Source organism: Salipaludibacillus daqingensis (assembly GCF_029891575.1).
In the GTDB taxonomy this organism is placed as follows: domain Bacteria; phylum Bacillota; class Bacilli; order Bacillales; family Salisediminibacteriaceae; genus Salipaludibacillus; species Salipaludibacillus daqingensis.
The window spans coordinates 276,312-300,792 of record NZ_JARZHF010000005.1 but is presented as its reverse complement, the minus strand read 5'-3'; the positions used below and the strand labels follow the sequence as shown (position 1 = coordinate 300,792).

The 24,481-nt window shown below is 39.5% G+C and carries 22 protein-coding genes and 3 riboswitches; of the genes, 20 read left to right on the top strand and 2 right to left on the bottom strand.

The window, feature by feature from the left end:
* The first annotated feature begins 62 nt into the window (after positions 1-62).
* Positions 63-164, top strand: a riboswitch (purine riboswitch).
* A 232-nt stretch (positions 165-396) separates the two neighbouring features.
* The 9 genes from guaA (at position 397) to QDN89_RS11985 (ending at position 11,184) form a co-directional block, all read left to right on the top strand.
* Positions 397-1,935: a glutamine-hydrolyzing GMP synthase gene (gene guaA, locus QDN89_RS12025; RefSeq protein WP_280770384.1), complete on the top strand. Its 1,539-nt coding sequence runs from the start codon at positions 397-399 to the stop codon at positions 1,933-1,935.
* Positions 1,936-2,073: 138 nt separating this feature from the next.
* Positions 2,074-2,175, top strand: a riboswitch (purine riboswitch).
* Between the two features lie 196 nt (positions 2,176-2,371).
* Positions 2,372-3,688, top strand: a complete 1,317-nt coding sequence (locus tag QDN89_RS12020; protein WP_280770383.1) for an NCS2 family permease — start codon at positions 2,372-2,374, stop codon at positions 3,686-3,688.
* 142 nt (positions 3,689-3,830) lie between these two features.
* Positions 3,831-5,744, top strand: a complete 1,914-nt coding sequence (locus QDN89_RS12015; RefSeq protein ID WP_280770382.1) for an LTA synthase family protein — start codon at positions 3,831-3,833, stop codon at positions 5,742-5,744.
* Between the two features lie 345 nt (positions 5,745-6,089).
* Positions 6,090-6,689 (top strand): DNA-3-methyladenine glycosylase, encoded by a 600-nt coding sequence (locus QDN89_RS12010; protein WP_280770381.1) that lies wholly within the window; start codon positions 6,090-6,092, stop codon positions 6,687-6,689.
* Between the two features lie 306 nt (positions 6,690-6,995).
* Positions 6,996-8,090 (top strand): type III polyketide synthase, encoded by a 1,095-nt coding sequence (locus QDN89_RS12005; protein ID WP_280770380.1) that lies wholly within the window; start codon positions 6,996-6,998, stop codon positions 8,088-8,090.
* Positions 8,090-8,602: an isoprenylcysteine carboxyl methyltransferase family protein gene (locus QDN89_RS12000; protein WP_280770379.1), complete on the top strand. Its 513-nt coding sequence runs from the start codon at positions 8,090-8,092 to the stop codon at positions 8,600-8,602. Before QDN89_RS12005 ends, QDN89_RS12000 begins: the two co-directional genes overlap by 1 nt.
* 145 nt (positions 8,603-8,747) lie before the next feature.
* Positions 8,748-8,984, top strand: a complete 237-nt coding sequence (locus tag QDN89_RS11995) for a FeoA family protein (RefSeq protein ID WP_280770378.1) — start codon at positions 8,748-8,750, stop codon at positions 8,982-8,984.
* Positions 8,981-10,972 carry a ferrous iron transport protein B gene (gene feoB / locus QDN89_RS11990; protein ID WP_280770377.1) on the top strand — a complete coding sequence of 664 codons (1,992 nt, stop codon included), beginning with the start codon at positions 8,981-8,983 and terminating at the stop codon, positions 10,970-10,972. The genes QDN89_RS11995 and feoB overlap by 4 nt, the downstream gene beginning before the upstream one ends.
* Before the next feature lie 20 nt (positions 10,973-10,992).
* A complete protein-coding gene (locus QDN89_RS11985; RefSeq protein ID WP_280770376.1) occupies positions 10,993-11,184 on the top strand; it encodes a FeoB-associated Cys-rich membrane protein in 192 nt (63 codons plus the stop codon).
* Between the two features lie 156 nt (positions 11,185-11,340).
* Here the strand turns inward: QDN89_RS11985 and QDN89_RS11980 are convergent, their stop codons facing one another.
* Together QDN89_RS11980 and QDN89_RS11975 are read right to left on the bottom strand one after the other, a co-directional pair.
* On the bottom strand, positions 11,341-11,634 hold the full coding sequence (locus QDN89_RS11980; protein WP_280770375.1) for a hypothetical protein: 294 nt from the start codon (positions 11,632-11,634) through the stop codon (positions 11,341-11,343).
* A 5-nt stretch (positions 11,635-11,639) separates the two neighbouring features.
* Entirely contained in the window at positions 11,640-11,867 is a 228-nt protein-coding gene (locus QDN89_RS11975; protein ID WP_280770374.1) for a helix-turn-helix transcriptional regulator, read from the bottom strand.
* 326 nt (positions 11,868-12,193) lie between these two features.
* On the opposite strand from QDN89_RS11975, the gene QDN89_RS11970 reads away from it, so the two are divergent.
* The 11 genes from QDN89_RS11970 to purF all read left to right on the top strand — a co-directional run bounded on the left by QDN89_RS11970 (position 12,194) and on the right by purF (position 24,480).
* Complete coding sequence (locus tag QDN89_RS11970; protein ID WP_280770373.1) at positions 12,194-14,233, top strand: ATP-dependent Clp protease ATP-binding subunit; 2,040 nt, start codon at positions 12,194-12,196, stop codon at positions 14,231-14,233.
* Between the two features lie 366 nt (positions 14,234-14,599).
* The gene (locus QDN89_RS11965; RefSeq protein ID WP_280770372.1) at positions 14,600-15,139 is read left to right on the top strand and encodes a DUF2179 domain-containing protein; all 540 of its coding nucleotides are present in this window, start codon (positions 14,600-14,602) and stop codon (positions 15,137-15,139) included.
* A 4-nt stretch (positions 15,140-15,143) separates the two neighbouring features.
* Complete coding sequence (locus QDN89_RS11960) at positions 15,144-15,350, top strand: NETI motif-containing protein (RefSeq protein WP_280770371.1); 207 nt, start codon at positions 15,144-15,146, stop codon at positions 15,348-15,350.
* Between the two features lie 459 nt (positions 15,351-15,809).
* Positions 15,810-15,910, top strand: a riboswitch (purine riboswitch).
* 264 nt (positions 15,911-16,174) lie between these two features.
* A complete protein-coding gene (gene purE, locus QDN89_RS11955; RefSeq protein WP_280770370.1) occupies positions 16,175-16,660 on the top strand; it encodes a 5-(carboxyamino)imidazole ribonucleotide mutase in 486 nt (161 codons plus the stop codon).
* Complete coding sequence (gene purK, locus QDN89_RS11950) at positions 16,657-17,811, top strand: 5-(carboxyamino)imidazole ribonucleotide synthase (RefSeq protein ID WP_280770369.1); 1,155 nt, start codon at positions 16,657-16,659, stop codon at positions 17,809-17,811. Before purE ends, purK begins: the two co-directional genes overlap by 4 nt.
* Entirely contained in the window at positions 17,808-19,103 is a 1,296-nt protein-coding gene (gene purB / locus QDN89_RS11945; protein ID WP_280770368.1) for an adenylosuccinate lyase, read from the top strand. Before purK ends, purB begins: the two co-directional genes overlap by 4 nt.
* A gap of 111 nt (positions 19,104-19,214) precedes the next feature.
* Positions 19,215-19,925, top strand: coding sequence for a phosphoribosylaminoimidazolesuccinocarboxamide synthase (gene purC, locus QDN89_RS11940; RefSeq protein WP_280770367.1), 711 nt, complete (start codon positions 19,215-19,217; stop codon positions 19,923-19,925).
* Positions 19,926-19,927: 2 nt separating this feature from the next.
* A complete protein-coding gene (gene purS / locus QDN89_RS11935; protein WP_280770366.1) occupies positions 19,928-20,185 on the top strand; it encodes a phosphoribosylformylglycinamidine synthase subunit PurS in 258 nt (85 codons plus the stop codon).
* On the top strand, positions 20,182-20,865 hold the full coding sequence (purQ, locus tag QDN89_RS11930) for a phosphoribosylformylglycinamidine synthase subunit PurQ (RefSeq protein WP_280770365.1): 684 nt from the start codon (positions 20,182-20,184) through the stop codon (positions 20,863-20,865). The genes purS and purQ overlap by 4 nt, the downstream gene beginning before the upstream one ends.
* Positions 20,849-23,080, top strand: a complete 2,232-nt coding sequence (gene purL, locus QDN89_RS11925; protein WP_280770364.1) for a phosphoribosylformylglycinamidine synthase subunit PurL — start codon at positions 20,849-20,851, stop codon at positions 23,078-23,080. Before purQ ends, purL begins: the two co-directional genes overlap by 17 nt.
* On the top strand, positions 23,056-24,480 hold the full coding sequence (gene purF / locus QDN89_RS11920; RefSeq protein ID WP_280770363.1) for an amidophosphoribosyltransferase: 1,425 nt from the start codon (positions 23,056-23,058) through the stop codon (positions 24,478-24,480). Before purL ends, purF begins: the two co-directional genes overlap by 25 nt.
* Position 24,481 lies beyond the last annotated feature (1 nt).

Below are 24,481 nucleotides of genomic sequence, written 5' to 3'. Positions count from 1 at the left end.
CAAGCGAAATGCAATTGATAAAATGAATCAGTCCACATCCGTGGTAGCAATTGTATTTAAAAAAATTAGAAAACTATTTGCCTCATATATCCTTGAGAATACGGCTCAAGAGTCTCTACCGGGTTGCCTTAAACGGCCTGACTATGAAGGCGGACATTTCTTGATTCTTAAACTGGAAATTCTGCCTTCGTATTTTTTTTGATACGAGGAGAGAATTTTCAGTTTTTTTTGTAAAGGTAAGTTAGAATTATTTTTTTCGCCTAATGGGCTTGTAAACTTAGGTGAAGGATGCGAAGTAGACGGTGAACAAAAGGAATAGTGGTAAATTGAGTTTCAATACTGATACATACCGGCTACACTGTAGCTGATGAAAAAATGAAGAGGTGGAAAATAACTATGAAAGAAATCAATGAAAAAGTGATTGTTCTAGACTTTGGTGGCCAGTATAATCAGCTAATTGCTCGTCGTATTCGAGACTTAGGAGTGTTTAGTGAGCTAGTAACTCATAAAATTACTGCAGAAGAAGTAAAAGAAATGAATCCAAAAGGAATTATTTTCTCAGGAGGTCCAGGAAGTGTTTATGCTGATAGAGCGCCTCGTTGTGATGAGGAAATTTTCGACTTAGGAATTCCGGTTCTAGGAATATGCTACGGTATGCAGCTGATGACACATCATTTCAAAGGTCCAGTAGAAGCTGCGAACCATCGTGAATATGGAAAAGCAACAATCAAAGTGGAAAGCCCTTCTAAATTATTTGGTAATTTACCAGAGGAGCAGTCTGTTTGGATGAGCCATGGTGATCTTGTAAAAGCACCACCAGCTGGATTCAAAGTTGATGCGACGAATGTTTCTTGCCCTGTTGCAGCGATGAGCGATGAAAGTCGCGGACTTTACGGGGTACAATTTCACCCAGAAGTCCGTAATTCTGAATTCGGTAATGAGATGTTAAGAAATTTCGTTTATGATGTTTGCCAATGTGATGGTAAATGGTCAATGGAAAACTTTATTGATATTGAAGTAGATAAAATTCGTGAAAATGTTGGGGAGAGAAAAGTTCTTTGTGCCTTAAGTGGAGGAGTTGACTCTTCTGTCGTAGCGGCATTAATTCACAAAGCAATCGGTGATCAGCTCATTTGTATGTTTATCGACCATGGGTTACTTCGGAAAAATGAAGCGGAAAGCGTGATGGAAACATTTGCTGGCCGATTTGGGATGAACTTAGTCAAAATAGACGCTCAGGAACGGTTCCTTACGAAGCTTAGTGGCGTGAGTGATCCAGAACAAAAGCGTAAGATCATTGGTAACGAATTTATTTATGTTTTTGAAGAAGAAGCAGGTAAATTAACTGACGTAGACTTCCTTGCGCAAGGTACACTTTACACTGATATCATTGAAAGTGGGACTGCGACTGCCCAAACGATTAAATCTCACCATAATGTCGGTGGGCTTCCAGAAAACATGAAGTTAGACTTAATTGAACCGTTAAATACTTTGTTCAAAGACGAGGTACGTGAAGTTGGTGCGGAGCTTGGTTTACCAGATGAGATCGTATGGCGTCAACCATTCCCAGGTCCTGGTTTAGGAATTCGTGTACTAGGCGAAATCACGGATGAAAAGTTGGAAATTGTTCGTGAATCTGATCAGATTTTAAGAGATGAAATTAAAAAAGCAGGCTTAGACCGCGAAATTTGGCAATATTTCACGGCACTTCCTGATATGCGTAGTGTTGGTGTAATGGGTGATGAGCGAACGTATGACTACACAGTTGGTGTTCGTGCAGTAACGTCCATTGATGGAATGACATCGGACTGGGCGCGAATTCCTTATGATGTCCTCGAAATTATCTCCACACGTATTGTCAATGAAGTAAAGAACGTCAATCGTGTTGTGTATGATATTACGTCTAAGCCACCAAGCACCATTGAGTGGGAGTAATTACTGGTAACCATTTCAAAAAAACACAAGACAGATTGTGATAATCGAGTAATAAACGAATGAAACATCTAATTTGATTATTAATATTCGTGTTTTGTATTGACAATAATAATGTCGGTTTGCTACACTAACGATTGTAAAAAACATTTGTCGAATGTTCGTATAATTTCGGGGATAGGGCCCGATAGTTTCTACCGAGCTACCTTAAATGGCTCGACTACGAACGATGAAGATAGAGATACGTGTAGCATGTGAGAAGAAGAGAGTTCTTTTTCTTTCATACGTCTTATTTTCATTGTTATGTACGTTATAGAAACGTTAAGCTCTGATTCCCTTGTAATGGGAGTCAGAGCTTTTTTTGTGGGAACAGAACAATGGTTGCACCTATTGTAATGAGTAAAAAAATGATTTGATAATGAGAGGGAGTATGAGAGAGATGGACCGTTACTTTCGTTTTGATGAATTTGGGACAAACTATAAGAGGGAAATTCTTGGTGGTATTACGACATTCCTTGCAATGGCGTACATCCTATTTGTAAATCCAAGTGTACTAGAACCAACGGGAATGGATACAGGTGCTGTTTATGTAGCAACGGCTTTAGCAGCAGCTATCGGTACGATTATTATGGGTGTCATTGCACGATATCCAATCGCTTTAGCTCCAGGAATGGGATTGAATGCTTTCTTCACGTATTCCGTTGTTTTAGGCATGGGAATCCCTTGGGAAACAGCTTTACTAGGCGTTTTTGTATCAGGACTTATATTTATTATTATTACATTAGTAGGCATAAGAGAATTTATTATTAACGCTATTCCGGCAGAGTTAAAATATGCAGCCGGAGCCGGTATTGGTCTTTTCATCGCTTTTATTGGTTTACAAAATGCAGGTATTGTTGTTGGTTCAGAAGCAACGCTCGTTGAAATTGGGAACTTAGGGAATCCATCTACGTTACTAGCGATATTTGGTATTATTATTACCGTTGTATTTATGAGTATCGGACTTCGCGGAGGAATTTTTTACGGCATGATTTTGACTGCGATTGTCGGAATGATTTTCAGTGTTGTTCCACTACCCGATGGAAGCCCGATCGGTTCTATTCCTAGTTTAGCACCAACATTTGGTGCTGCCTTTAGTCCGTTTGCAGAAATGGGACTTGGTGAAATTTTTACGCTTCAGTTAATGATTGTCATTTTAACTTTTCTGTTTGTTGACTTTTTTGACACGGCTGGAACGTTGTATGCCGTTGCAAACCAAGCTGGTTTTGTGAAAGACAACAAGCTACCTCGTGCTCAACGTGCTTTATTAGCCGATTCATCCGCAACATCTATCGGTGCGATTCTTGGTACGTCGACAACGACGGCATATATTGAATCATCTTCAGGGATAGCTGCAGGAGCTAGAACCGGTTTTGCTTCTGTTGTCACAGGTATTTTGTTTTTAGTCGCTCTCTTATTCTCTCCACTACTAGTCGTCGTAACGGCATCCGTCACAGCTCCTGCATTAATTGTAGTTGGTGTGTTGATGGCTGGATCTTTGGCTAACATCGATTGGAAAAAATTCGAGATTGCCGTTCCTGCATTTTTCACTGTTATCGCCATGCCGTTAACGTATAGTATTGCGACAGGTATTGCGTTAGGTTTTATCATGTACCCGATCACGATGGTATGTAAAGGACGTTATAAAGAAGTTCATCCTATTATGTATGCATTATTAATTGTCTTTGTCCTATACTTTGTCTATTTAGGAGAATAATCCTTTTTAATAAAAGCTGTTTCTTTGCTAGTGAAAACTGGTAGAGGGCAGCTTTTTTTTATTTGATAGGACCTTCATCAGGAAAACGACCCTTGAAGCGAACGCAGTCCCTTGAGATAACGAGTATGAAGAGTAAATAAATATGGGAATAGTAGGAAGTGGAATGAACAAAACGTTATTCTCAAGTGATGAGGTGCAGAAATTCATGAGAAACTTCGTTCGAAATCATCGCTTTTTATTTCTCTGTTTTATGACTCTATGGCTAAAAACGGTGATGGTATCTACTATTATTTTTCACGTAAATCCTGTAACTGTATTTCAAAAAATAATTTTTATGATTAATCCATTATCATTTATGCTCATTGCTTTTGCCATTGGATTAGTTTTTAAGGAAACGTTTCAACGGTGGTATTTATTCATACTTTCTGTCTTTATGACAATGATTTTGTATAGCAATGCTGTGTACTTTAGAGAGTTCACTGATATTATTACACTTCCGATGCTCGTCATGAGCGGGAATGCAGGAGATTTAACGAGCAGTATTTTTGAATTAATTCGTTGGTATGATGTGTTGTTCTTTGTGGACATCATAGTATTCGCAATACTACTCTGGAAGAAACGCAACTGGTTAACCGTCACTCAAATGACATGCAAAGAAAACAAAGTTCTATTTGCAACTGCAATTTTACTAGCGTTGGTCATTATCGGACTTGCTCAATTAGAAAAACCACACAACATAGAAACGAAGCGGTACACGTTTGATCGTGAGTGGTTGATTCAACGGTATGGTTTATATAACTTTTACGTTTATGATGCTTTCATTCATACACGAACGGAAGCTAAATCGATTTTAAGGGAAGAGGATGCTTGGAACGAAATTTCTGAGCACCTGATGCGTCATCGTAAACTTCCAAATGAAATTTTCCATAAATTAGCTAATCAAAAAAATGTCGTTGTCATCTCAATGGAATCGGTGGAAAGCTTTGTTATTGATGAAACGATTGATGGGAAAGAAATAACACCTTTTTTGAACAGGCTAATCGAAGAAAGTTACTATTTCCCTAATTTCTATGACCAGACTGCACAAGGAAAAACGTCTGATGCAGAGTTCTTAGTGAATACTTCTCTGTATCCATTAGGAAGAGGCGCAGTTTTTCATACGCACAGTGGAAACGAATATATGGCATTGCCTGAAATTCTTCGCCATCAAGGTTATTATACAGCTTCTTTGCATGCAAATGATCGTACTTTTTACAATCGAGAAATGATGTATGACGCTTTGGGATATGAAGATTATTATTCGGAAAGCTCCTATACAATTGATGAAACAAACAGCGTTGGTTGGGGATTGAAAGACGTAGATTTCTTTCATCAGTCGATGAATTATCTACAAGAATTCCCTGAACCGTTCTACGCTACTTTGTTAACGTTAACGAATCATTTTCCATATGAATTAGATGAAGAAGATCACTTTATCGATCCCTACACGTCTTCAAGTAATGTATTAAATCGATATTTTCCAACAGTGAGGTATACGGACGAAGCGGTTCGCTTATATTTTGAAGCCATGAAAGAGGCAGGTTTGTATGAAAATACAATCTTTGTCCTTTATGGGGATCATTTCGGTATTGCTGAAAGTCACAACAAGGCAATGGGGGAATTCTTAAATAATAAGGACATTAATGAATTTGAGAATGTTCTCTTAAATCGTGTTCCCCTCATCATCCATATTCCTGGTCAAGAAGGAGAAATACGTCCAACAGTTGGTGGGAAAGTGGACATCAAACCTACACTGTTAAATTTACTCGGGTTACCTGAATCTCCGGAAGGGATGTTCGGAACAGATCTGTTTTCTACAGAAAGAGAATCGTTTGTTGCATTAACTGATGGAACAGTTGTAACAGACGAATTCGTATACTCCGGGGAAACGTGCTATGATGCAGAACTTGAAACGGAAACGTCAATAGGTTTATGTGATCCGATACGTGAGCGGGCAGATTGGGAAATGTTTTATTCAGATAAAATTATATATGGGGATCTCTTACGTTTTCGCTAACTACGGTGAACTATAGTCCGAACTATTCTCTAAGGAAGTTCATATTCTTTTATCTATGATAAAATAAATTCACAATCGGTCATAGATGAGGAGAGACAATGTAGATGAATACTCCAGTGCTACTCCGTTTACATTGGGAAAATGATCGTCCGTGGATACATGTGAAGAACACAAAATATACGTAAGTTTTAAAAGACGGAAGTTCGAGTTCCTATGTGCACATAGACAAGCTGTTCGAACACATCGTTACGCTGTTCATACTCATAGCGTAACTATTGCGACACCCAACAAGTTTGATCTAAATTCCACATAAACAATTTTAAAAAGGAGTGTTTGACTATCAATTTGAAGCAATTAGAACCTCTGTTTTTTCAAAAAACTACGCTTGAATTAGCTCAGGCTCTCATAGGGAAATTACTAGTAAAAGAAACAAACGAAGGTATCACTGCTGGATGGATTGTTGAAACAGAAGCTTATATTGGGCCAAACGATCGTGCGGCACATAGCTTTAATAATCGGCGTACGAAGAGAACGGAAGTGATGTTTGGCCCGCCAGGTTTCACTTATACGTACGTCATGCACACCCATTGTCTCGTCAATGTCGTCAGTGGCAGTGAATCTAGTCCCGAGGCGATACTCATTCGGGCAGTTGAGCCTTATGTAGGGATCGATTTAATGTGGGAACGGCGACCAAAAGTGAATAAAATCGAGGATCTGACGAATGGTCCGGGGAAGCTAACGAAAGCACTCGGTATTGTAAAAGATGATTATGGACGACCTTTGGATAAACCTCCCCTTTTTATTGCGGAAGGAAAAACGCCAGAAAATATAAGAGTCGGTCCTCGAATTGGAATAGAAAATAGTGGGGAAGCAAAAGATTATCCGTGGCGCTTCTGGGAAGCTGGAAATGCCTTTGTTTCTCGCTTTAAAAAAAGACGAGACTAAAAAATGCTCTGTTACTAATACTAATTTTTCCCCATCTTCGTTTGAAAAAACACGATTTTGATGAAATGTAAGTGACGTCATCCCCCACGATGAATCAATCTCTTTTCTATGTAAAGCGTACTCATTTTATCTATTTAAATTTCGCTAAATTTATTACATTTGCGTGATTGTTCAATCTTCTTTGTTTAAAAAAGAAGGAAGAGAATAGCATGACAAGATGTATTTTAAAAATATGGAAAAAGATAGCATAAACTCTTCTTGTTCGGGACATGATAACGGAAAGATATGCGAATAGGAGGGATTCTATTGCCAGCGATTGTTTCAGTAAGTACAGAAATGCCTCCGTATCATATGACGCAACAAGAAACAAAAGAGTTAATTTACCATTTATTTTCACCATCCACTCCTCATGTCGATCGATTGATCAGCGTGTTTGATCATAGTGAAATCGTAAATCGGCAATTCATGGCACCAAAGTCTTGGTATGTTGAAGCTCATACGTTTGCAGAGAAAAACGCTCTCTATGTGAAATCAGCAGTAAAACTAGGTGTAAATGCAGTGAAGTCATGTATAGAAGATGCCAAAAAACATGTAGATGTGGATTTAAAAGATGTAGATGCGCTCATCTGTGTGTCGAGTTCGGGAATATCAACACCAACGATTGATGCAAAAATTATGAACGAGCTTTCTTTTTCTCCTCATGTAAAACGGATGCCTCTTTGGGGGTTGGGGTGTGCTGGCGGGGCAGCAGGATTAAGTCGGGCTTATGATTATTGTAAAGCCTATCCTCATGCAAAAGTACTTGTGCTCTGTATTGAATTTTGCAGTCTCACTTTCACGAGAGATGATCGCTCAAAAAGTAATATTGTCGGTACGTCGCTTTTTGGGGACGGGGTTGCGTGTGCGTTGATTACCGGAGACCAAATGGAATTTCATCAACATACAAATGGGACAAATCGTCCATATATTAAAGAAGTCCAGTCTACATTTATGGAAGATTCGGAAGACATTATGGGATGGGATCTTCAGGAGGATGGCCTACACGTTATTTTTTCTAGAGATATCCCTAATGTCGTTGAGAAGTGGTTGAAACCTAACGTGGACGGATTTCTTAAAGGGATGTCGGTAAATGTCAAGGATATTCAGGCATTTGTTGCCCACCCTGGTGGGAAAAAGGTACTTACCGCATATGAACAAGCGTTAAATTTTTCCGAGAGCATGACAGAAGTTCCGAGAAAAATCTTGTCTAATCATGGCAACATGTCATCTCCTACCCTGCTTTACGTGTTGAAAGAGTTTATGGAAAAACCATTTAATCATGGGGATATGGGATTAGCAACCGCACTTGGACCAGGATTCTCTTCTGAACTTCTTCTATTAGAATGGAGGGATATTAGTTAATGTTGTTTTGGGTGCTTTGGACAATGATCATTTTTCAAAGAGGTGTGGAGCTTTTTTACGCGAAGCGAAACGAACGGTGGATGAAAGCAAAAGGGGCGATGGAATTTGGGCGAAGTCATTACAAGTGGATTGTTTTGCTTCATGCAAGCTTTTTCCTATCGCTATTTATCGAATGGCATCTCGGAGTAAAAGAGCTACATCCTCTTTGGGGATTATTGACGGTCGGATTTATTCTATTACAAGGATGTCGGATTTGGGTCATTCAATCATTAGGGAGGTTCTGGAATACAAAAGTATTAGTGTTGCCTGGTGAAAGACTAGTAAAGAAAGGAATATATTCCGGAAAAATACGACATCCGAATTATGTGATCGTAAGTTTGGAAATCCTTCTGTTACCCTTGATTTTTCAAGCATATGCAACAGCAATTTGCTTCACGATTTTAAACGGAGCTCTCCTCTTTTTCATTCGAATTCCAATTGAAGAGCAAGCGCTAAGAAGTTATCGCTCATAAAGAGATTCAATCGACGTAAAATAGCTTCAAAAATGGACTTTATGTGAACAATCGTACAAAAGGAATAAATGATACTGGTTCTCATTGTATACTAGTAATTGAGAACGAATATCATTTGAAGTTCTTTATTGAGGGAGCGATGACGATGAAACTTACAGAGTTAGCAGTAGGGGATAAAGCAACAATTGTTGATATGTCAGGTTGTTCGCGTATGATTCAAAAGCGATTGACTCAACTTGGTATCGATGACTGTGCAGAAGTGTGTGTTCAAAACAAATTACCTTTCGGAGGACCTTGCTTCATTCAATGTGAGAATCAATGCATTAGTATTAGAAAAAAAGATGCTATGTCGATTGAAGTTTGCCAGGAGTCAGTCATATGATTGCGCTCCTTGGAAATCCAAACACAGGTAAAACATCACTATTTAATGCATTAACCGATTCGTATGAATATGTAGGGAATTGGAGCGGTGTTACAGTTGATAAAAAAGTCGGTAACCTTAGAAAAGGAGGCGAACTAGTCGATTTACCGGGCGTTTATTCTTTGAACCCAGTTTCAAAAGATGAAACAGTCGTTTCGACATTTTTAATAGAAGGTAATTTTGATTCCCTTATTAATATTGTAGATGCGTCTCAGTTAAATCGAAGTTTACACTTAACGATCCAACTTCTTGAATTTGGTTGCCCATTTATAGTGGGACTAAATATGGCAGACGTCGCTCAAACGAGAGGCATTAAAATTGATGTAGAAAAAATGGCTAATTTTCTTCAAGTACCAGTAAGATCGATTGTTGCTAGAAAAAAGCAAGGAATTGATGAGTTAGAAGCTGATTTAATAAACATAAAGAAACAACAGGAACATGGGCAAGTTATTTTATACGCAAAACCTTTAGAAGCACTTATTCAAAAATTAGAAGGAATATTACCATTAGACTTGCCAATAAATAAACGGTGGGCCGCAATACAATACATTGATGATAATCCAGTAGTAAAGGCAGAAATTCAAAAGTATATGAACGACGAAACAATGAATGAAATAGTAAACGAGCATATGACGAGGGAAAATATTACTGAGGAACAACTTCGGCGATTGATCCGTCAAGGACGCGAGAAGTATATTCATAACTTAATAGCTGAAGTTGTAAACGATCAACAATCAGGAGAGAAATCCTCGACGGAAAAAATTGATAAGTTTGTGACTCACCCTGTTTTAGGAATTCCTACATTTATTGCTCTCATGTATTTGATGTTTATGTTGACATTTAATTGGCTTGGTTTCCCAATTTCAGATTTGCTAGAAGGTGTTATTTCAGGGCCTATTACAACCGGATTGGAAGCGGGGTTAACGTTCATTGGTGCTTCGGCGTTTTTAGAATCAATGATTTTAGATGGGATCGTCGCTGGAGTTGGAGGAGTACTCGTATTTGTGCCCCAAATTTTTATCTTGTTCTTTTTTATTTCTCTTCTTGAAGATTCAGGATATATGGCTAGAGTTGCGACTGTTATGGATCGCCTCATGCAAGTGATGGGCTTAAATGGTAAGGCATTTATTCCTATGATTATTGGGTTCGGTTGCAATGTTCCTGGGGTCATGGCGGCACGAACAATTGAACAACCACGCGAGAGATTAATTACGATTTTGTTGACTCCACTGATGTCTTGTTCGGCAAGGCTTCCTGTTTATGCATTGTTTGCCGGTGCATTTTTTGCACAGCAACAAGCATTTGTTGTTCTTTCTCTATATATTTTAGGCGTCGTTCTTGCGTTACTGATGGCAAAACTATTATCAAAAAGTATGTTGAAATCAGAAGAATCATTTTTTATTATGGAACTTCCACCTTATCGAATCCCACAACCTTTAACGTTATGGAGAAGTACGTGGGAAAAAGGGAAAGGGTTTTTACGAAAAGCAGGAACGTATATTTTTGCCGGTTCGGTAATCATTTGGTTGTTAACATACACTGGTCCTGGAGGAATCGGCGTTGAAATGAACGATAGCTTTCTAGCAGCGATTGGAGGATGGTTTAGTCCATTGTTCGCCCCTCTCGGTTTTGGAACATGGCAAGCGTCAGCTGCGCTAATCACTGGATTTCTAGCGAAAGAAATAGTCGTAGCAACGATGGCAATCTTATATGTTGTACCGGAAGCATCGATGCATTTGGCTTTATCAGAGGCGTTTACTCCTATTGCTGCATATAGCTTTATGGTATTTATTTTAATTTATGTGCCATGTCTTGCAACAGTTGCCGTTATCAAAAAAGAAACCGATTCTATGAAACTCACTTTATTTAGTATGGCATACGCGTTTATCTTGGCTTATGGATTATCATTTCTCATCTACCAAGTAGGAACAATTTGGTTTGCAGGATAACAAGGGCGGAGGCGTTTTTTATGGTTAGTTGGATCATTGCAAGTATCATATTTCTCTATGCAGGTTATAGCTTGTATACATTTATTTCTAGAAGTAAACAAGGGAAGTGTGCAGCTTGTGAATTAAATAAACATTGTGACAAAGGGACAAGTTGCCCTAGTGAAGGTAATCAATTGATGTTTGTAAAACAAGGTTCAAAAACGAATAAATAAAGGAAAAGATCAGGTGAAAACGAAACATTTCTGTTTTTTGAAAATAATTAACTAGGCATGCAAAAGGCCTTCCCATTGTAGATTGTCTCTAACAATTGGAGGGCCTATCATTTTTGTGCGACTTTTTAATATAAAATCATGAAGAACAATCCCTCACTAAACTTTTTTGCTTATATAGAGCCAGTAGCCAAGACCGACTAAAATGGTTAATGACATCAAGCTCGTAAGGCTAACTCGAAGTAAAGTATAATCTACCGTTTGTCCTCCTGTGATAAATATAATTAAAGCTAATCCTCCCAATAAAAAAGTAAATAGAAACCTAAACAATTTATATCCCATATATTGTGTTCTTTCGTCTTTTCCTTCTCTCCTTACTAAAAAAATTAAAACTAAAAATGCAAAAAATGCGACGACTGTTATACCGTTTGTTACATTGATTAACATCTCCATGAAGATCACTCCTCTTTCATTTTTTTATACTGAAACACATCAGTTATTTCCAATTCAAACGCATTGGCAATTTCAAAGCCTAATGTTAATGATGGCGTATATTTTCCCTTTTCAATTGAAATAATTGTTTGTCTACTCACGCCAATTTTTTCGGCTAAGTCTTTTTGTGTCATATTTCGTTCAGCCCTCAATACATTTATTCGATTAGATAAAGAGCCGTTGATTACTACCATTTTTCACACCTCCTTAGTAAAGTGTTCTTTACTTATAGTAAAGTAAACTTAACTTAATGTCAAGTTTACTTTACTTTAATTCTTAGAAATAATAGGAAAAGTATTTAAAAATCTCGAATCGATCATAACCGCTTCTATCTCTTAGCGTAACTTTTGGAAAAAATGCCCTAAATGGTCGATTTGAAACGTTGTTTTAGACAAAAAGAATACAAAGGTCAAAAAAGGTTAAACTAATTGTTGACCTTTCCTGACCTTCGTTTTATAATGAGATTAACTAATAGTCAAAGATAGTCAAAGTCAAACTTTGATGAAGGAGGAGATATGATATGAGAACGTGTCAACATTGTCAGCAGAAGGAAGCAACCATTTTTTGGAGAGTAAATGTCAACGGACAAGAGCAATCAGCGGAACTATGTTCTACTTGCTATGAAGAGTTATCCCAACATGCAAACCAAGCAAACCAAGGTCAAGGAAAGACAACGTCATTTTCCTCTACAAATCAAAACTCAAATGGGGGACAGCAACCTCAGACGCAGCAAGAACAACAAAAAGGTGTTTTGGAAACGTATGGTAGAGATTTGACAGAGCAAGCGAAAAAAGGGTTGATCGACCCCGTAATCGGTCGAGAAGATGAAATTCAACACGTTGCAGAGGTTTTGAATCGTAGGAATAAGAATAACCCTGTTTTAGTAGGTGAGCCTGGTGTCGGTAAGACAGCGATTGTAGAAGGGCTCGCATTGAAAATCAACGAAGGGGACGTTCCTGCAAAACTACAAGGAAAAGCCATTGTCTCATTAGATGTGGCGTCCATTTTGTCTGGAACTAGCTATCGAGGTCAATTTGAGGAAAAAATGAAGCAGTTGGTCGATGAATTGGAACAGAGCCCTGACACCATATTATTTATTGATGAAATTCACCAGTTAGTTGGTGCAGGAAAAACGGAAGGGTCAACGGATGCTGGAAACATTTTAAAACCAGCGCTTGCAGGCGGACAAGTCCAAGTTATTGGAGCAACAACCTACCAAGAATATCGTATCATTGAAAAAGATGCGGCACTAGAACGACGGTTTGAACCAGTTGATGTAAAGGAACCAAAAGTGGAAGACATGGTAGCGATTTTAAAAGGTTTGGCACCTAAATACGAGGCATATCATGGAGTGACGTATCCAGAGGAAGTATTAGAAGCGTGCGCGAGGTTGTCTCATCGTTATATTCAAGATCGACGTTTGCCAGATAAGGCCATTGATTTACTGGATATTGCCGGTGCGAAGATCAACCTTCGAGAAGGCACTGGCAATAAAGATGAACTTGAAGCGCGGTTGAAAACAATTGAAAAAGAGAAACAAGATGCAGCAGAAAAAGAAAACTATGAACAAGCAGCCAAATTACGTCAAGAAGAACTAACATTACAAGAAAGGCTAGAACAGGCGTCAAACGAAGCACTTGTTGTCCAAATAAGTGATGTTCAAGCCATTATTGAACAAAAAACAGGAATTCCAGTACAAAAGTTAGAACAAGCAGAACAAGAAAAGCTTCAACACCTTCAAGAACACTTGGCATCAAGGGTAGTTGGTCAAGAACAAGCGGTGGAAGCTGTAGCAAAAGCGGTTCGACGAGGACGAGCAGGTTTTCGCAGAGAAGGTCGTCCGATTGCATCCTTTTTATTCCATGGACAAACTGGTGTAGGGAAAACAGAGCTTACTCGAGCACTAGCTGAAGAAATGTTCGGAGATCGAGAAGCAATGTTACGGTTAGATATGAGTGAATTTATGGAAAAACATACGGTGTCTAAATTAATTGGTTCTCCTCCAGGTTATATTGGTCATGAAGAAGCGGGACAGTTAACTGAGAAAGTTCGTCATCGACCGTACTCGATTGTATTGTTAGACGAGATGGAAAAAGCTCACCCTGACGTGCAGCATATGTTTCTACAAGTACTTGAAGATGGGCGTTTAACAGATAGTCATGGAAGGACGGTAAGTTTCAAAGATACGATTGTCGTCATGACAACGAATGCGAAACCTTTAGAAGCTTATTTCAAACCTGAATTCATGAATAGAATCGACAGAGTGGTTCAATTTGAAGCATTAGCAAAAGATGACCTTCAAGCAATTACTAAATTAATGCTTGAAGAAGTGATGGAACACAGTGATGAGCAAGGTATAACGTTAACATTCACAGATGCAGCGATTGAAGTATTGGCTGAAAAGGGCTACGATCCAAAATACGGAGCTCGTCCATTAAGAAGGACAATTCAAGAAGAGGTAGAAGATCGAATCGTCGACTTAATGATGGAAACAGAGCAAATCGATTCGTTAACTGTTGATGCAGCTAGTGGAGAGATAATCGTAACTCAGACAAAATAAATAAGAGTAAGCCTGATGATGGTAGTAAGTTCTACCTCATCAGGCTTTTTTATTTTGGTGTAGTTTGCTTGGAAGAATTAATTTAGAGCGGAAAAGAATTTGATTAGCTAAGAACTTGTGGACAAGTTCTAGCGAGAAATGGAAAGAAAGGTCACAAGAGTATTCATACAATTAGAAATTGTAATCTCATGTCAGTTATTGTGAGAATTTTTGTTTAATTTACACTATCTATTTTATATAAAAGCATTTAAAATTGCAGGAAATAGATGATAAATGAATATATACATAGATATATTGATTTAAATCATTATTTTAGAAGTATATGATTGTTTTTAGATGTAAATTGAGATTTATGGGGGTATGGTGATGTTGTCAGCAATGATGGATTACGCTGTTGGTATGGTTATCATCATTTTAGTCATTAACATCGTATACGTAACGCTTTTTACTGTGAGGATGATCTTAACGTTGAAGGGGCAACGTTATTTAGCGGCTAGTGTTAGTGTGGTAGAGATTCTAATTTATATTATCGGGTTAGGAATTGTCCTAGAAAACTTAGATAGAATAGAAAACTTAATTGCTTATGCGATCGGTTATGCTATTGGTGTTTTGGTCGGAATGAAGATTGAAGAAAAGCTTGCATTGGGGTATATTACTGTTAACGTGATTACAAAAGAGTATGAACCGGATATTCCAAATAGTCTCAGAGATAAAGGATACGGTGTGACAAACTGGGTAGCTTATGGGCGCGAAGGCGAACGTTTAATGATGGAAATCTTAACATCACGTAAATATGAAAGAAAACTATATCAGCAAGTGAAAGTGTTAGATCCATCAGCTTTTATTATCTCTCACGAAACAAAAGCATTTTTTGGTGGTTTCTGGCTCAAAGGAGTGAAACGATAATTTTATGGCAGCAAAAAAAAGGAAGCAGCGGTTTTATGTGGAAGAAAATGAGACGATTGATCAGTGCCTTTCACGAATGCAAAAGGAAGGGTTTCAACCAGTTCGTCGAATGGAAGAGCCAGTGTTAAAAGAAGTAAAAGGTGGCAAGAAAAATGATGTGGAAGTCGCTTATCAACGCATTGTTTTTGAAGGGAAACCGATAGAAGAATAACCCACTTCATTTTAGAAGTAACCCGAGCGAGCAATTCATCTCAATTCGGGTTACTTCTTTCCATTTTTTTCTCATCAGAGAAGGAAAGTGCATTATAGGTTCGTCGAAGTGCATTATAGATTCGTCGAAGTGCATTATAATGTTGCAGAAGTGCATTATAGAACGTCCGAAGTGCATTATAACATCACGAAAGTGCATTATAACAAATTACGACAGATTCCAACAATTTTCGCACTCCCCCCTTCAACCGCTCAACCGCCTAGAGCCCTAAAACTACTCCCCCCCCTCGAAAAGAAAACACATAGCCTCAAATACAATAATTAGCATTTTTACAAACGATAGCAAATGTCTACCGGGCGAAAACACGTAATGGGAGCTAATTCCGAACAATAGCTTATTATTAACTATCAAATGTTCGAAAAAAGTTGACTCATTCGAGCCAAATTGGTATGATAGACATAACAAAACAATACGTTACCTCATATAATATCGGGAATTGGCCTGAAAGTTTCTACCTGCTGACCGTAAATCGGCGGACTATGAGGGAGATGGACACAAATGTACACACCAAGAGGACAAGTTTTTTGTTGCGCATTTTTTTATGTGCGGTTTTCTGACATGTGTAAACATCTAAACGTGTCTTATTGTCCCTCATTGAAATGGACGATAAGACACGTTTTTTATATGTTTTATTAATCGGTGATTTAACATCACCTAAAGAAAAACGTATAATGGAAGGTGTTGAGAGTTTATTTCTCGGTAAGGGCAGTTTTAGCGGCATGCAAAGCTATTCTTGTAGAAACCAAACTTAGGAGGTTTTTTATATGACAGTGAAAGTCGGAGTCATCATGGGTTCCACATCTGATTGGGAAACGATGAAACATACCGCAGAAACATTAAAAGAACTAGGAGTTCCTTTTGAAACAAAAGTAGTATCGGCTCATAGAACGCCTGACTTGATGTTTGAGTATGCTGAAACAGCAAGAGGACGAGGCTTAGAAGTGATTATTGCAGGAGCAGGAGGAGCTGCCCACTTACCCGGTATGGTAGCAGCAAAAACAACGATTCCAGTGATTGGAGTTCCTGTCCAATCAAAAGCACTTGATGGGATGGACTCCCTATTATCTATCGTACAAATGCCAGCGGGTGTACCTGTTGCTACAGTGGCGATTGGAAAAGCAGGAGCAATTAACGCAGCACTGTTAGCAGCTCAGCAACTATCTATTCATGACACAGAGATTCATCAAATGTTAGAACTTCGCCGTGATAAAAAACGACAAGAAGTGATGTTAGAAGGGGAGTTAACATGAAAAAAGAGTGGATTGCACCAGGCAAAACTATTGGAATTCTTGGCGGTGGACAACTTGGTCGTATGATGGCTTTATCTGCTCGTGAGATGGGGTATCGAGTGGCGGTGCTTGAACCAACGCCTGATTCTCCTTGTGGACAAGTTTCAGATAACCAAGTGGAAGCAGAATATGATGATTTAGAAGGGGCAAAGAAATTCGTCGAACTTTGTGATGTCCTGACATATGAATTTGAGAATATTGATGCTAATACTGCTACGTGGTTAGAAAAACAAGTATATCTTCCTCAAGGAAGTGATTTATTAGAAATAACGCAAAATCGTATTCACGAAAAGCAAGCCATTAAATCATTTCAAGTTCCTGTAGTTCGTTACCGAGCGTTAGAAACAGCCAATGAATTGCAAAAAGCCCGTGAAGCGCTAGGACTTCCAGCTGTGCTGAAAACAACACGAGGTGGTTATGACGGCAAAGGGCAACAAGTAATAAGAACGAACAATGATATTGCAAAAGCTTGGAAAGAGATGGAAGGGAAAGGACCTTTTGTCCTCGAATCGTGGGTTGATTTTGATCAAGAAATTTCTGTCGTCGTAACGAGAAGCAGTACAGGTGAAATGACAACATTTCCAGTTGCAGAAAATATTCATGTAAATAACATTTTGCATCAATCGATCGTGCCAGCTAGAATCCCTTATGAGATTGAAAAACAAGCGATTGATATAGCGAAACATTTAGCCGAATCGTTCCACCTTATAGGAACACTAGCTGTAGAAATGTTTGTTACGGATGATCAGATGGTTTATGTAAATGAACTAGCACCAAGACCACACAATTCCGGTCACTACACGATAAATGCTTGTGAAACATCGCAGTTTGAACAACACATTCGTGCCATCTGTGGGTGGCCATTAGGTAAAACCGATTTATTAAGACCTGCTGTTATGGTGAACATTTTAGGAGAACACGTAGATGAGGTATTGGAAGGTTTGTCTGACTTACCGACTGGACATGTTCATCTATACGGAAAGAAAGAGGCACGACCTGGTCGAAAAATGGGGCATATCACATTTTTAACTGACGATCTTGAGAAAACATTAAAAGAAATTAACCAGTCACCCATTTGGAAGCTGGACAACCCCGAGGAGGATGAAGCATGATTGAACGTTATACGCGCCCAGAAATGGGAGCGATTTGGACAGAAAAAAATCGATTTCAAGCGTGGCTTGAAGTAGAAATAGTGGCTTGTGAAGCCTGGGCTGAACTTGGAGATATTCCAAAAGCAGATGTGGAAAAAATTCGTGAAAATGCTTCGTTTGATGTGGAGAGAATTCATGAAATAGAAGCGGAAACAAGGCACGACGTTGTCGCGTTTACTCGCGCTGTTTCTGAGTCATTAGGGGAAGAAAGAAAGTGGGTTCACTACGGACTCACCTCCACAGATGTCGTTGATACGGCCTTATCGTATTTATTAAAACAAGCAAATGAAATTCTTGAGAATGACTTAATAAATTTCATTGAGATTCTCAAAAACAAGGCGATGGAGCATAAAACTACAGTCATGATGGGACGTACTCACGGTGTTCATGCTGAACCAACAACGTTCGGGTTGAAATTGGCACTTTGGTACGAAGAAATGAAACGAAACTTGGAGAGATTCCGTCAAGCAGCAGAAACAGTGAGAGTAGGTAAATTGTCAGGTGCTGTTGGCACATATGCGAATATTGACCCTTCTATTGAGAAGCACGTCTGTGAAGGATTAGGACTTGAAGCGTCACCAATTTCAACACAAACATTACAGCGCGATCGCCACGCTCATTACATGGGAACAATTTCCCTTATTGCATCATCTATTGAAAAAATGGCGGTTGAAATTCGAGGCCTACAAAAAAGCGAAACAAGAGAAGTAGAAGAATTTTTTGCGAAAGGGCAAAAAGGGTCATCGGCTATGCCACATAAACGGAACCCAATCGGTTCTGAAAATATGACTGGTCTTGCTCGCGTCATTCGCGGACATATGTTGACAGCATACGAAAACGTAGCGTTATGGCATGAACGAGATATTTCCCACTCCTCGGCCGAAAGAATCATCATTCCAGATGCAACGATCGCTCTAAATTATATGTTGAATCGATTTGGTAATATCGTGAAAAACTTAACGGTATTCCCTGATAACATGAAACGCAACATGACACGAACGTATGGATTGATTTACTCTCAGCGTGTTCTATTATCGTTAATTGATAAAGGCATGTCCCGTGAAGACGCATATGACCTCGTTCAACCAAAAGCAATGGATGCATGGGAACAAGCGGTTCAGTTCAGAACGCTTGTGGATGCGGACGATCGAATTACAACTCATTTATCAAAAGAAGAGTTGGATGATTGTTTTGACTATCATCATCATTTGAAACATGTAGACACGATTTTTACCCGTTTAGGATTAGTTTAATTGCGTATTAGCTTTAAAGAAGTAAAAGGTACATAGGGGGCGGCAAGTTCGCTCCTCCTGAATGTGGAAAATTCCCAATATTCTGATGAGAATAAATAGGAGGCGGCTTTGGTGGATAAAAAAGCATGTTTATATGAGGGCAAAGCGAAAAGAATCTATGAAACGGAAAAACCAGAAGTGTTATGGGTGGAGTACAAAGACGATGCAACGGCGTTTGATGGAAAGAAAAAAGACGTCCTTCTAGGTAAAGGACGTCTTAATAATGAAATCAGTTCTCTTATTTTTTCTACACTAGCAAAACAAGGCATCAAAAGCCATTTCATTGAGAGGTTGTCTGAGACAGAGCAACTGATCAGAAAAGTGACAATTATTCCAATTGAAGTTGTCGTGAGAAATGTCGCTGCTGGCAGCTTAGTGAAGCGGTTAGGATTGACTCGAGGACAAACATTTTCTGAGCCAATAGTAGAGTTTTACTATAAAGACGATGAGCTGGGTGATCCACTCATGAATGAAGAGCATGTTCGTGCGATGCAGTTAGCAACAGACGAAGAAGTGCTTGTGCTGAAACAAAAAGCGAAAGAAGTGAATGAGCAATTGATACCACTTTTTGAACGCATCGGAGTTCAGCTGATCGACTTTAAATTAGAATTTGGCCGCGATGCTTCTGGAAATGTATTATTAGCAGATGAAATATCGCCTGATACGTGTCGCCTTTGGGACAAAGAAACAGGAGAATCGTTTGATAAAGACTTGTTCCGATTCGGACAAGGTAATTTGCAAGAAGGATATGAAACTATTTTTGCAAGACTAGGGGGACAATAATAATGAATTATGATGTAAAGGTACATGTAACGTTAAAAGAAGGCGTATTAGATCCACAAGGTTCAGCGGTGAAAACGTCGCTGCATCACCTCGGCTTTGCTGGAGTGGAAGATGTTCGTATCGGCAAAGTAATGAACCTTCGTATAGAGGGAACGAAAGACTCGGTTGATGGACAAGTGAAAGAAATGTGTGACAAGTTATTAGCGAATCCTGTTATTGAAGATTATACGTATGAAATAGAGGAGGTTGTCTCCACATGAAGTTTGCCGTCATCGTATTTCCAGGTTCCAACTGTGACATAGATATGTTTCATGCGATAAAAGATGAGCTTGGTGAAGACGTCTCTTACGTGTGGCATGACGAAACGAGCCTTGAAGGATTCGATGCGATTCTTCTTCCAGGTGGATTTAGTTACGGAGATTATCTTCGGTCAGGAGCGATTGCAAGGTTTTCACCAATCATGAAAGCAGTGGAAGAAGCTGCTGCTGCGGGAAAACCAATTCTAGGTGTATGTAACGGATTTCAAGTTTTATTAGAGGCAGGACTCCTACCAGGCGCCATGCGACGAAATTCTAAACTAACGTTTATTTGTAAGCAAACCGAGCTTGAAGTAAAACAAGGGGATACGATGTTCACTCAAAGCTATGAGGAAGGGGAGTCGATCACGATTCCTGTTGCTCATGGAGATGGGAACTATTATTGCGACGAAGAAACATTGAAGAATCTTCAAGCAAACAATCAAATTGTATTTACGTACAAAGAAGATATTAATGGATCAATCGCAAATATTGCTGGAATTACGAACAAAAAAGGGAATGTGCTCGGAATGATGCCTCACCCTGAGCGTGCTGTGGACGAACTCTTAGGTTCAGCAGATGGATTAAAACTTTTTCAATCGATTGTTAAGCATTGGAGGGAACAACATGCCATTACTTCATGAACCATCACCTGTGATGATTAAAGATGAGAAAATATATAAAGAAATGGGTGTCAGCGATTCGGAGTTTCAAATGATCGAAGACATTTTGGGGCGTCAACCAAACTATACGGAACTAGGGTTATTTTCCGTGATGTGGTCAGAGCATTGTAGTTATAAAAATTCAAAAGTCCTGTTAGGAAAATTTCCAACGAAGGGCGATAAAGTATTGCAAGGTCCTGGTGAAGGGGCTGGTATTATCGATATTGGAGATGAGCAGGCGGTTGTTTTTAAGATCGAAAGTCATAATCATCCGTCAGCGATCGAGCCATACGAAGGAGCAGCGACAGGTGTTGGTGGGATTATTCGCGATGTGTTCTCCATGGGAGCTCGTCCTGTTGCACTATTGAACTCTCTTCGTTTCGGTGAATTGAAAAATCCACGAGTGAAATATATTTTTGAAGGTGTTGTAGCAGGCATAGCAGGTTACGGCAATTGCATTGGGATTCCAACGGTCGGTGGCGAGGTGCAGTTCGACCCTTGTTACGAAGGCAATCCGTTAGTAAACGCTATGTGTGTTGGACTAATAGATCATAAAGATATCCAAAAAGGTCAGGCAAAAGGTGTTGGAAACCCCGTTATGTATGTGGGAGCGAGCACAGGTCGCGATGGAATTCACGGAGCGACATTTGCCTCAGAAGAGTTAAGTGAAAAGTCAGAAGCGAAACGTCCAGCTGTTCAAGTTGGCGATCCTTTTATGGAAAAATTATTAGTAGAAGCTTGTCTTGAAGCGACGAAACATCCGAAACTAGTTGGCATTCAAGATATGGGAGCAGCAGGTCTTACATCTTCATCTGCAGAAATGGCAAGTAAAGCAGGGTCTGGTATTGAAATGAACTTAGATGACGTGCCGCAACGAGAAAAAGCGATGACTGCTTACGAAATGATGCTGTCAGAATCACAAGAGAGAATGCTTCTTGTGATGGAAAAAGGCAGTGAGCAAGAATTCATTGATTTATTTGAAAAATGGGGCTTAGAAGCGAAAGTGGTCGGAAAAGTGACAGATGATCACCGATTGAAACTTGTTCATCAAGGAGAAACGGTCGCAGATGTCCCAGTTGATGCACTTGCCGAAGATGCGCCAGTTTATCACCAGCCATCAAAAGAACCAGCTTACTTCCGTGAATTTCAGGAAATGAAAGAATATCGACCAGAAATAACGGACTACGCAAAAGCGTTAAACGATTTACTCAAGCAACCGACGATTGCTAGTAAAGAGTGGGTATATGAGCAATACGATTACATGGTGCGAACGAACACCGTGGTCGCTCCAGGGTCCGATGCTGCCGTCATCCGCATTCGCGAAACAGAAAAAGCACTAGCAATGACAACAGACTGTAACTCTCGTTATATCTATTTAGATCCATATGAGGGCGGGAAACTTGCTGTAGCAGAAGCGGCAAGAAACTTGGTGTGTTCTGGTGCGGAACCATTAGGTGTGACCGATTGTTTAAATTACGGAAGCCCAGAGAAGCCAGAAATATTTTGGCAATTGGAACGATCGACAGACGGGTTAAGTGAAGCGTGTGAACAACTGTCCACACCAGTTATTGGTGGGAACGTGTCATTATACAATGAAACAGCTAAAGGAGCGATTTATCCTACACCTGTTATTGGGATGGTTGGTTTGATTCATCACTTAGACCACATTACGAAACAGTCGTTCCAACAAGCTGGAGACGTGATTTATCAACTAGGCGAAGCGAAACCGGAGTTTTCAGGAAGTGAGCTACAAAAGCTTACAGAAGGAAAGATTTTCGGACCATCGCCTCTCATAGACTTGGCTTTGGAAAAATCAAGACAAACGCGAGTGCTCACAGCAATTCAACAAGGTACGGTGCAGTCAGCTCATGATTTATCAGAAGGCGGATTCCTTGTAGCGCTAGCGGAAAAAGCATTTGGAACATCGTTTGGAGCAGAAATAACGTTACAGGATAACGATATTTTAGCAAGTTTCTTTAGTGAATCGCCTTCTCGCTATATTTTGACTGTTAAGAAAGAAGATCAGATAGAGTTTGAGAAGCTCATTCCAGACGCAAAAGCAATTGGAATGGTAACAAAGGCAGCGGACATTATCGTGAAAGATAAAAAAGGTGAATTTCTAATTAACGAAAGCGTCCAGCCAATGGAGGATGCTTGGAGAGGTGCTATTTCATGTTACCTGAAATCAAAGGATTAAACGAAGAATGCGGCGTTTTTGGAGTTTGGAATCACGAAGAAGCGTCTCACATCACTTATTATGGATTACACAGCCTTCAGCACCGTGGTCAAGAAGGTGCTGGTATTGTTGTGACGGATCGGGAGAGACTAAAAATTCATAAAGGGATGGGCCTCGTTAATGAAGTATTCAATCCTGACATACTCGATAGTTTAAAAGGAAACGGAGCGATCGGTCACGTTCGATATACGACGGCTGGTAATAGCGACTTCATCAATTGTCAGCCACTGCAGTTTAATTCACAAACAGGAAGTCTAGCATTAGCTCATAATGGAAATATAGTCAATGCGACAGCGTTGAAACGCCAGTTAGAACATCAAGGCAGTATTTTTCAAACGACTTCAGATACAGAAGTCATTGCTCATCTTATCAAGAGAAGTGGTTACCCGGACGTAAGAGATTCTGTGAAAAATGCACTAACGATGGTGAAAGGGGCTTATGCTCTTGCTGTCCTTGTAGAAGATTTCATGATGGTTGCCCTAGATCCGAACGGACTGCGTCCTCTATCGATCGGAAAAATGGGAGATGCCTATGTTGTTTCTTCGGAGACGTGCGCGTTTGATATTGTAGGTGCTGAATTTGTTCGGGAAGTTCAACCAGGAGAGTTAATTACGATTGATGATGAAGGACTTCACATTGAAGAGTTCTCTCCATCAACAAAGAGAACCATTTGTTCCATGGAATATGTTTATTTCGCTCGACCAGATAGCAACGTGGAAGAAATCAACGTCCATTATGCTCGAAAAAATCTTGGCAAACAGTTAGCCAAAGAGTTTCCTGTCGAAGCTGACGTCGTTACCGGTGTGCCCGATTCGAGTATTTCTGCAGCAATTGGTTTTGCTGAAGAAACGGGAATTCCTTATGAATTAGGGTTAATCAAAAATCGCTACGTAGGACGTACTTTCATTCAACCTTCTCAAGCATTACGTGAACAAGGGGTAAAGATGAAGCTTTCCGCCGTTCGAGGTGTTGTAGAAGGAAAACGTGTCGTCATGATTGATGATTCCATCGTAAGAGGAACGACAGCAAGGCGAATTGTTAAACTACTTCGTGAAGCAGGAGCGAAAGAAGTGCATGTTCGTATCAGTTCACCACCGATTATCAACCCTTGTTTTTATGGAATTGATACGTCCACGAAAGGTGAGCTTATTGCGTCAACCAAAAGTCAGCAAGAAATTTGTGACGAAATGGGAGCGGACTCGTTATCCTATTTAAGTGTGGATGGCTTAATGGAAGGTATAGGACGTTCTGATAAAATGGAAAACTGCGGGCAGTGTTTGGCTTGTTTCACGGGTCAGTACCCGACTGAAATCTATCCAGAAACAGATCATCCTTATGATAAAGTTTTAGGGGGGAAATAAC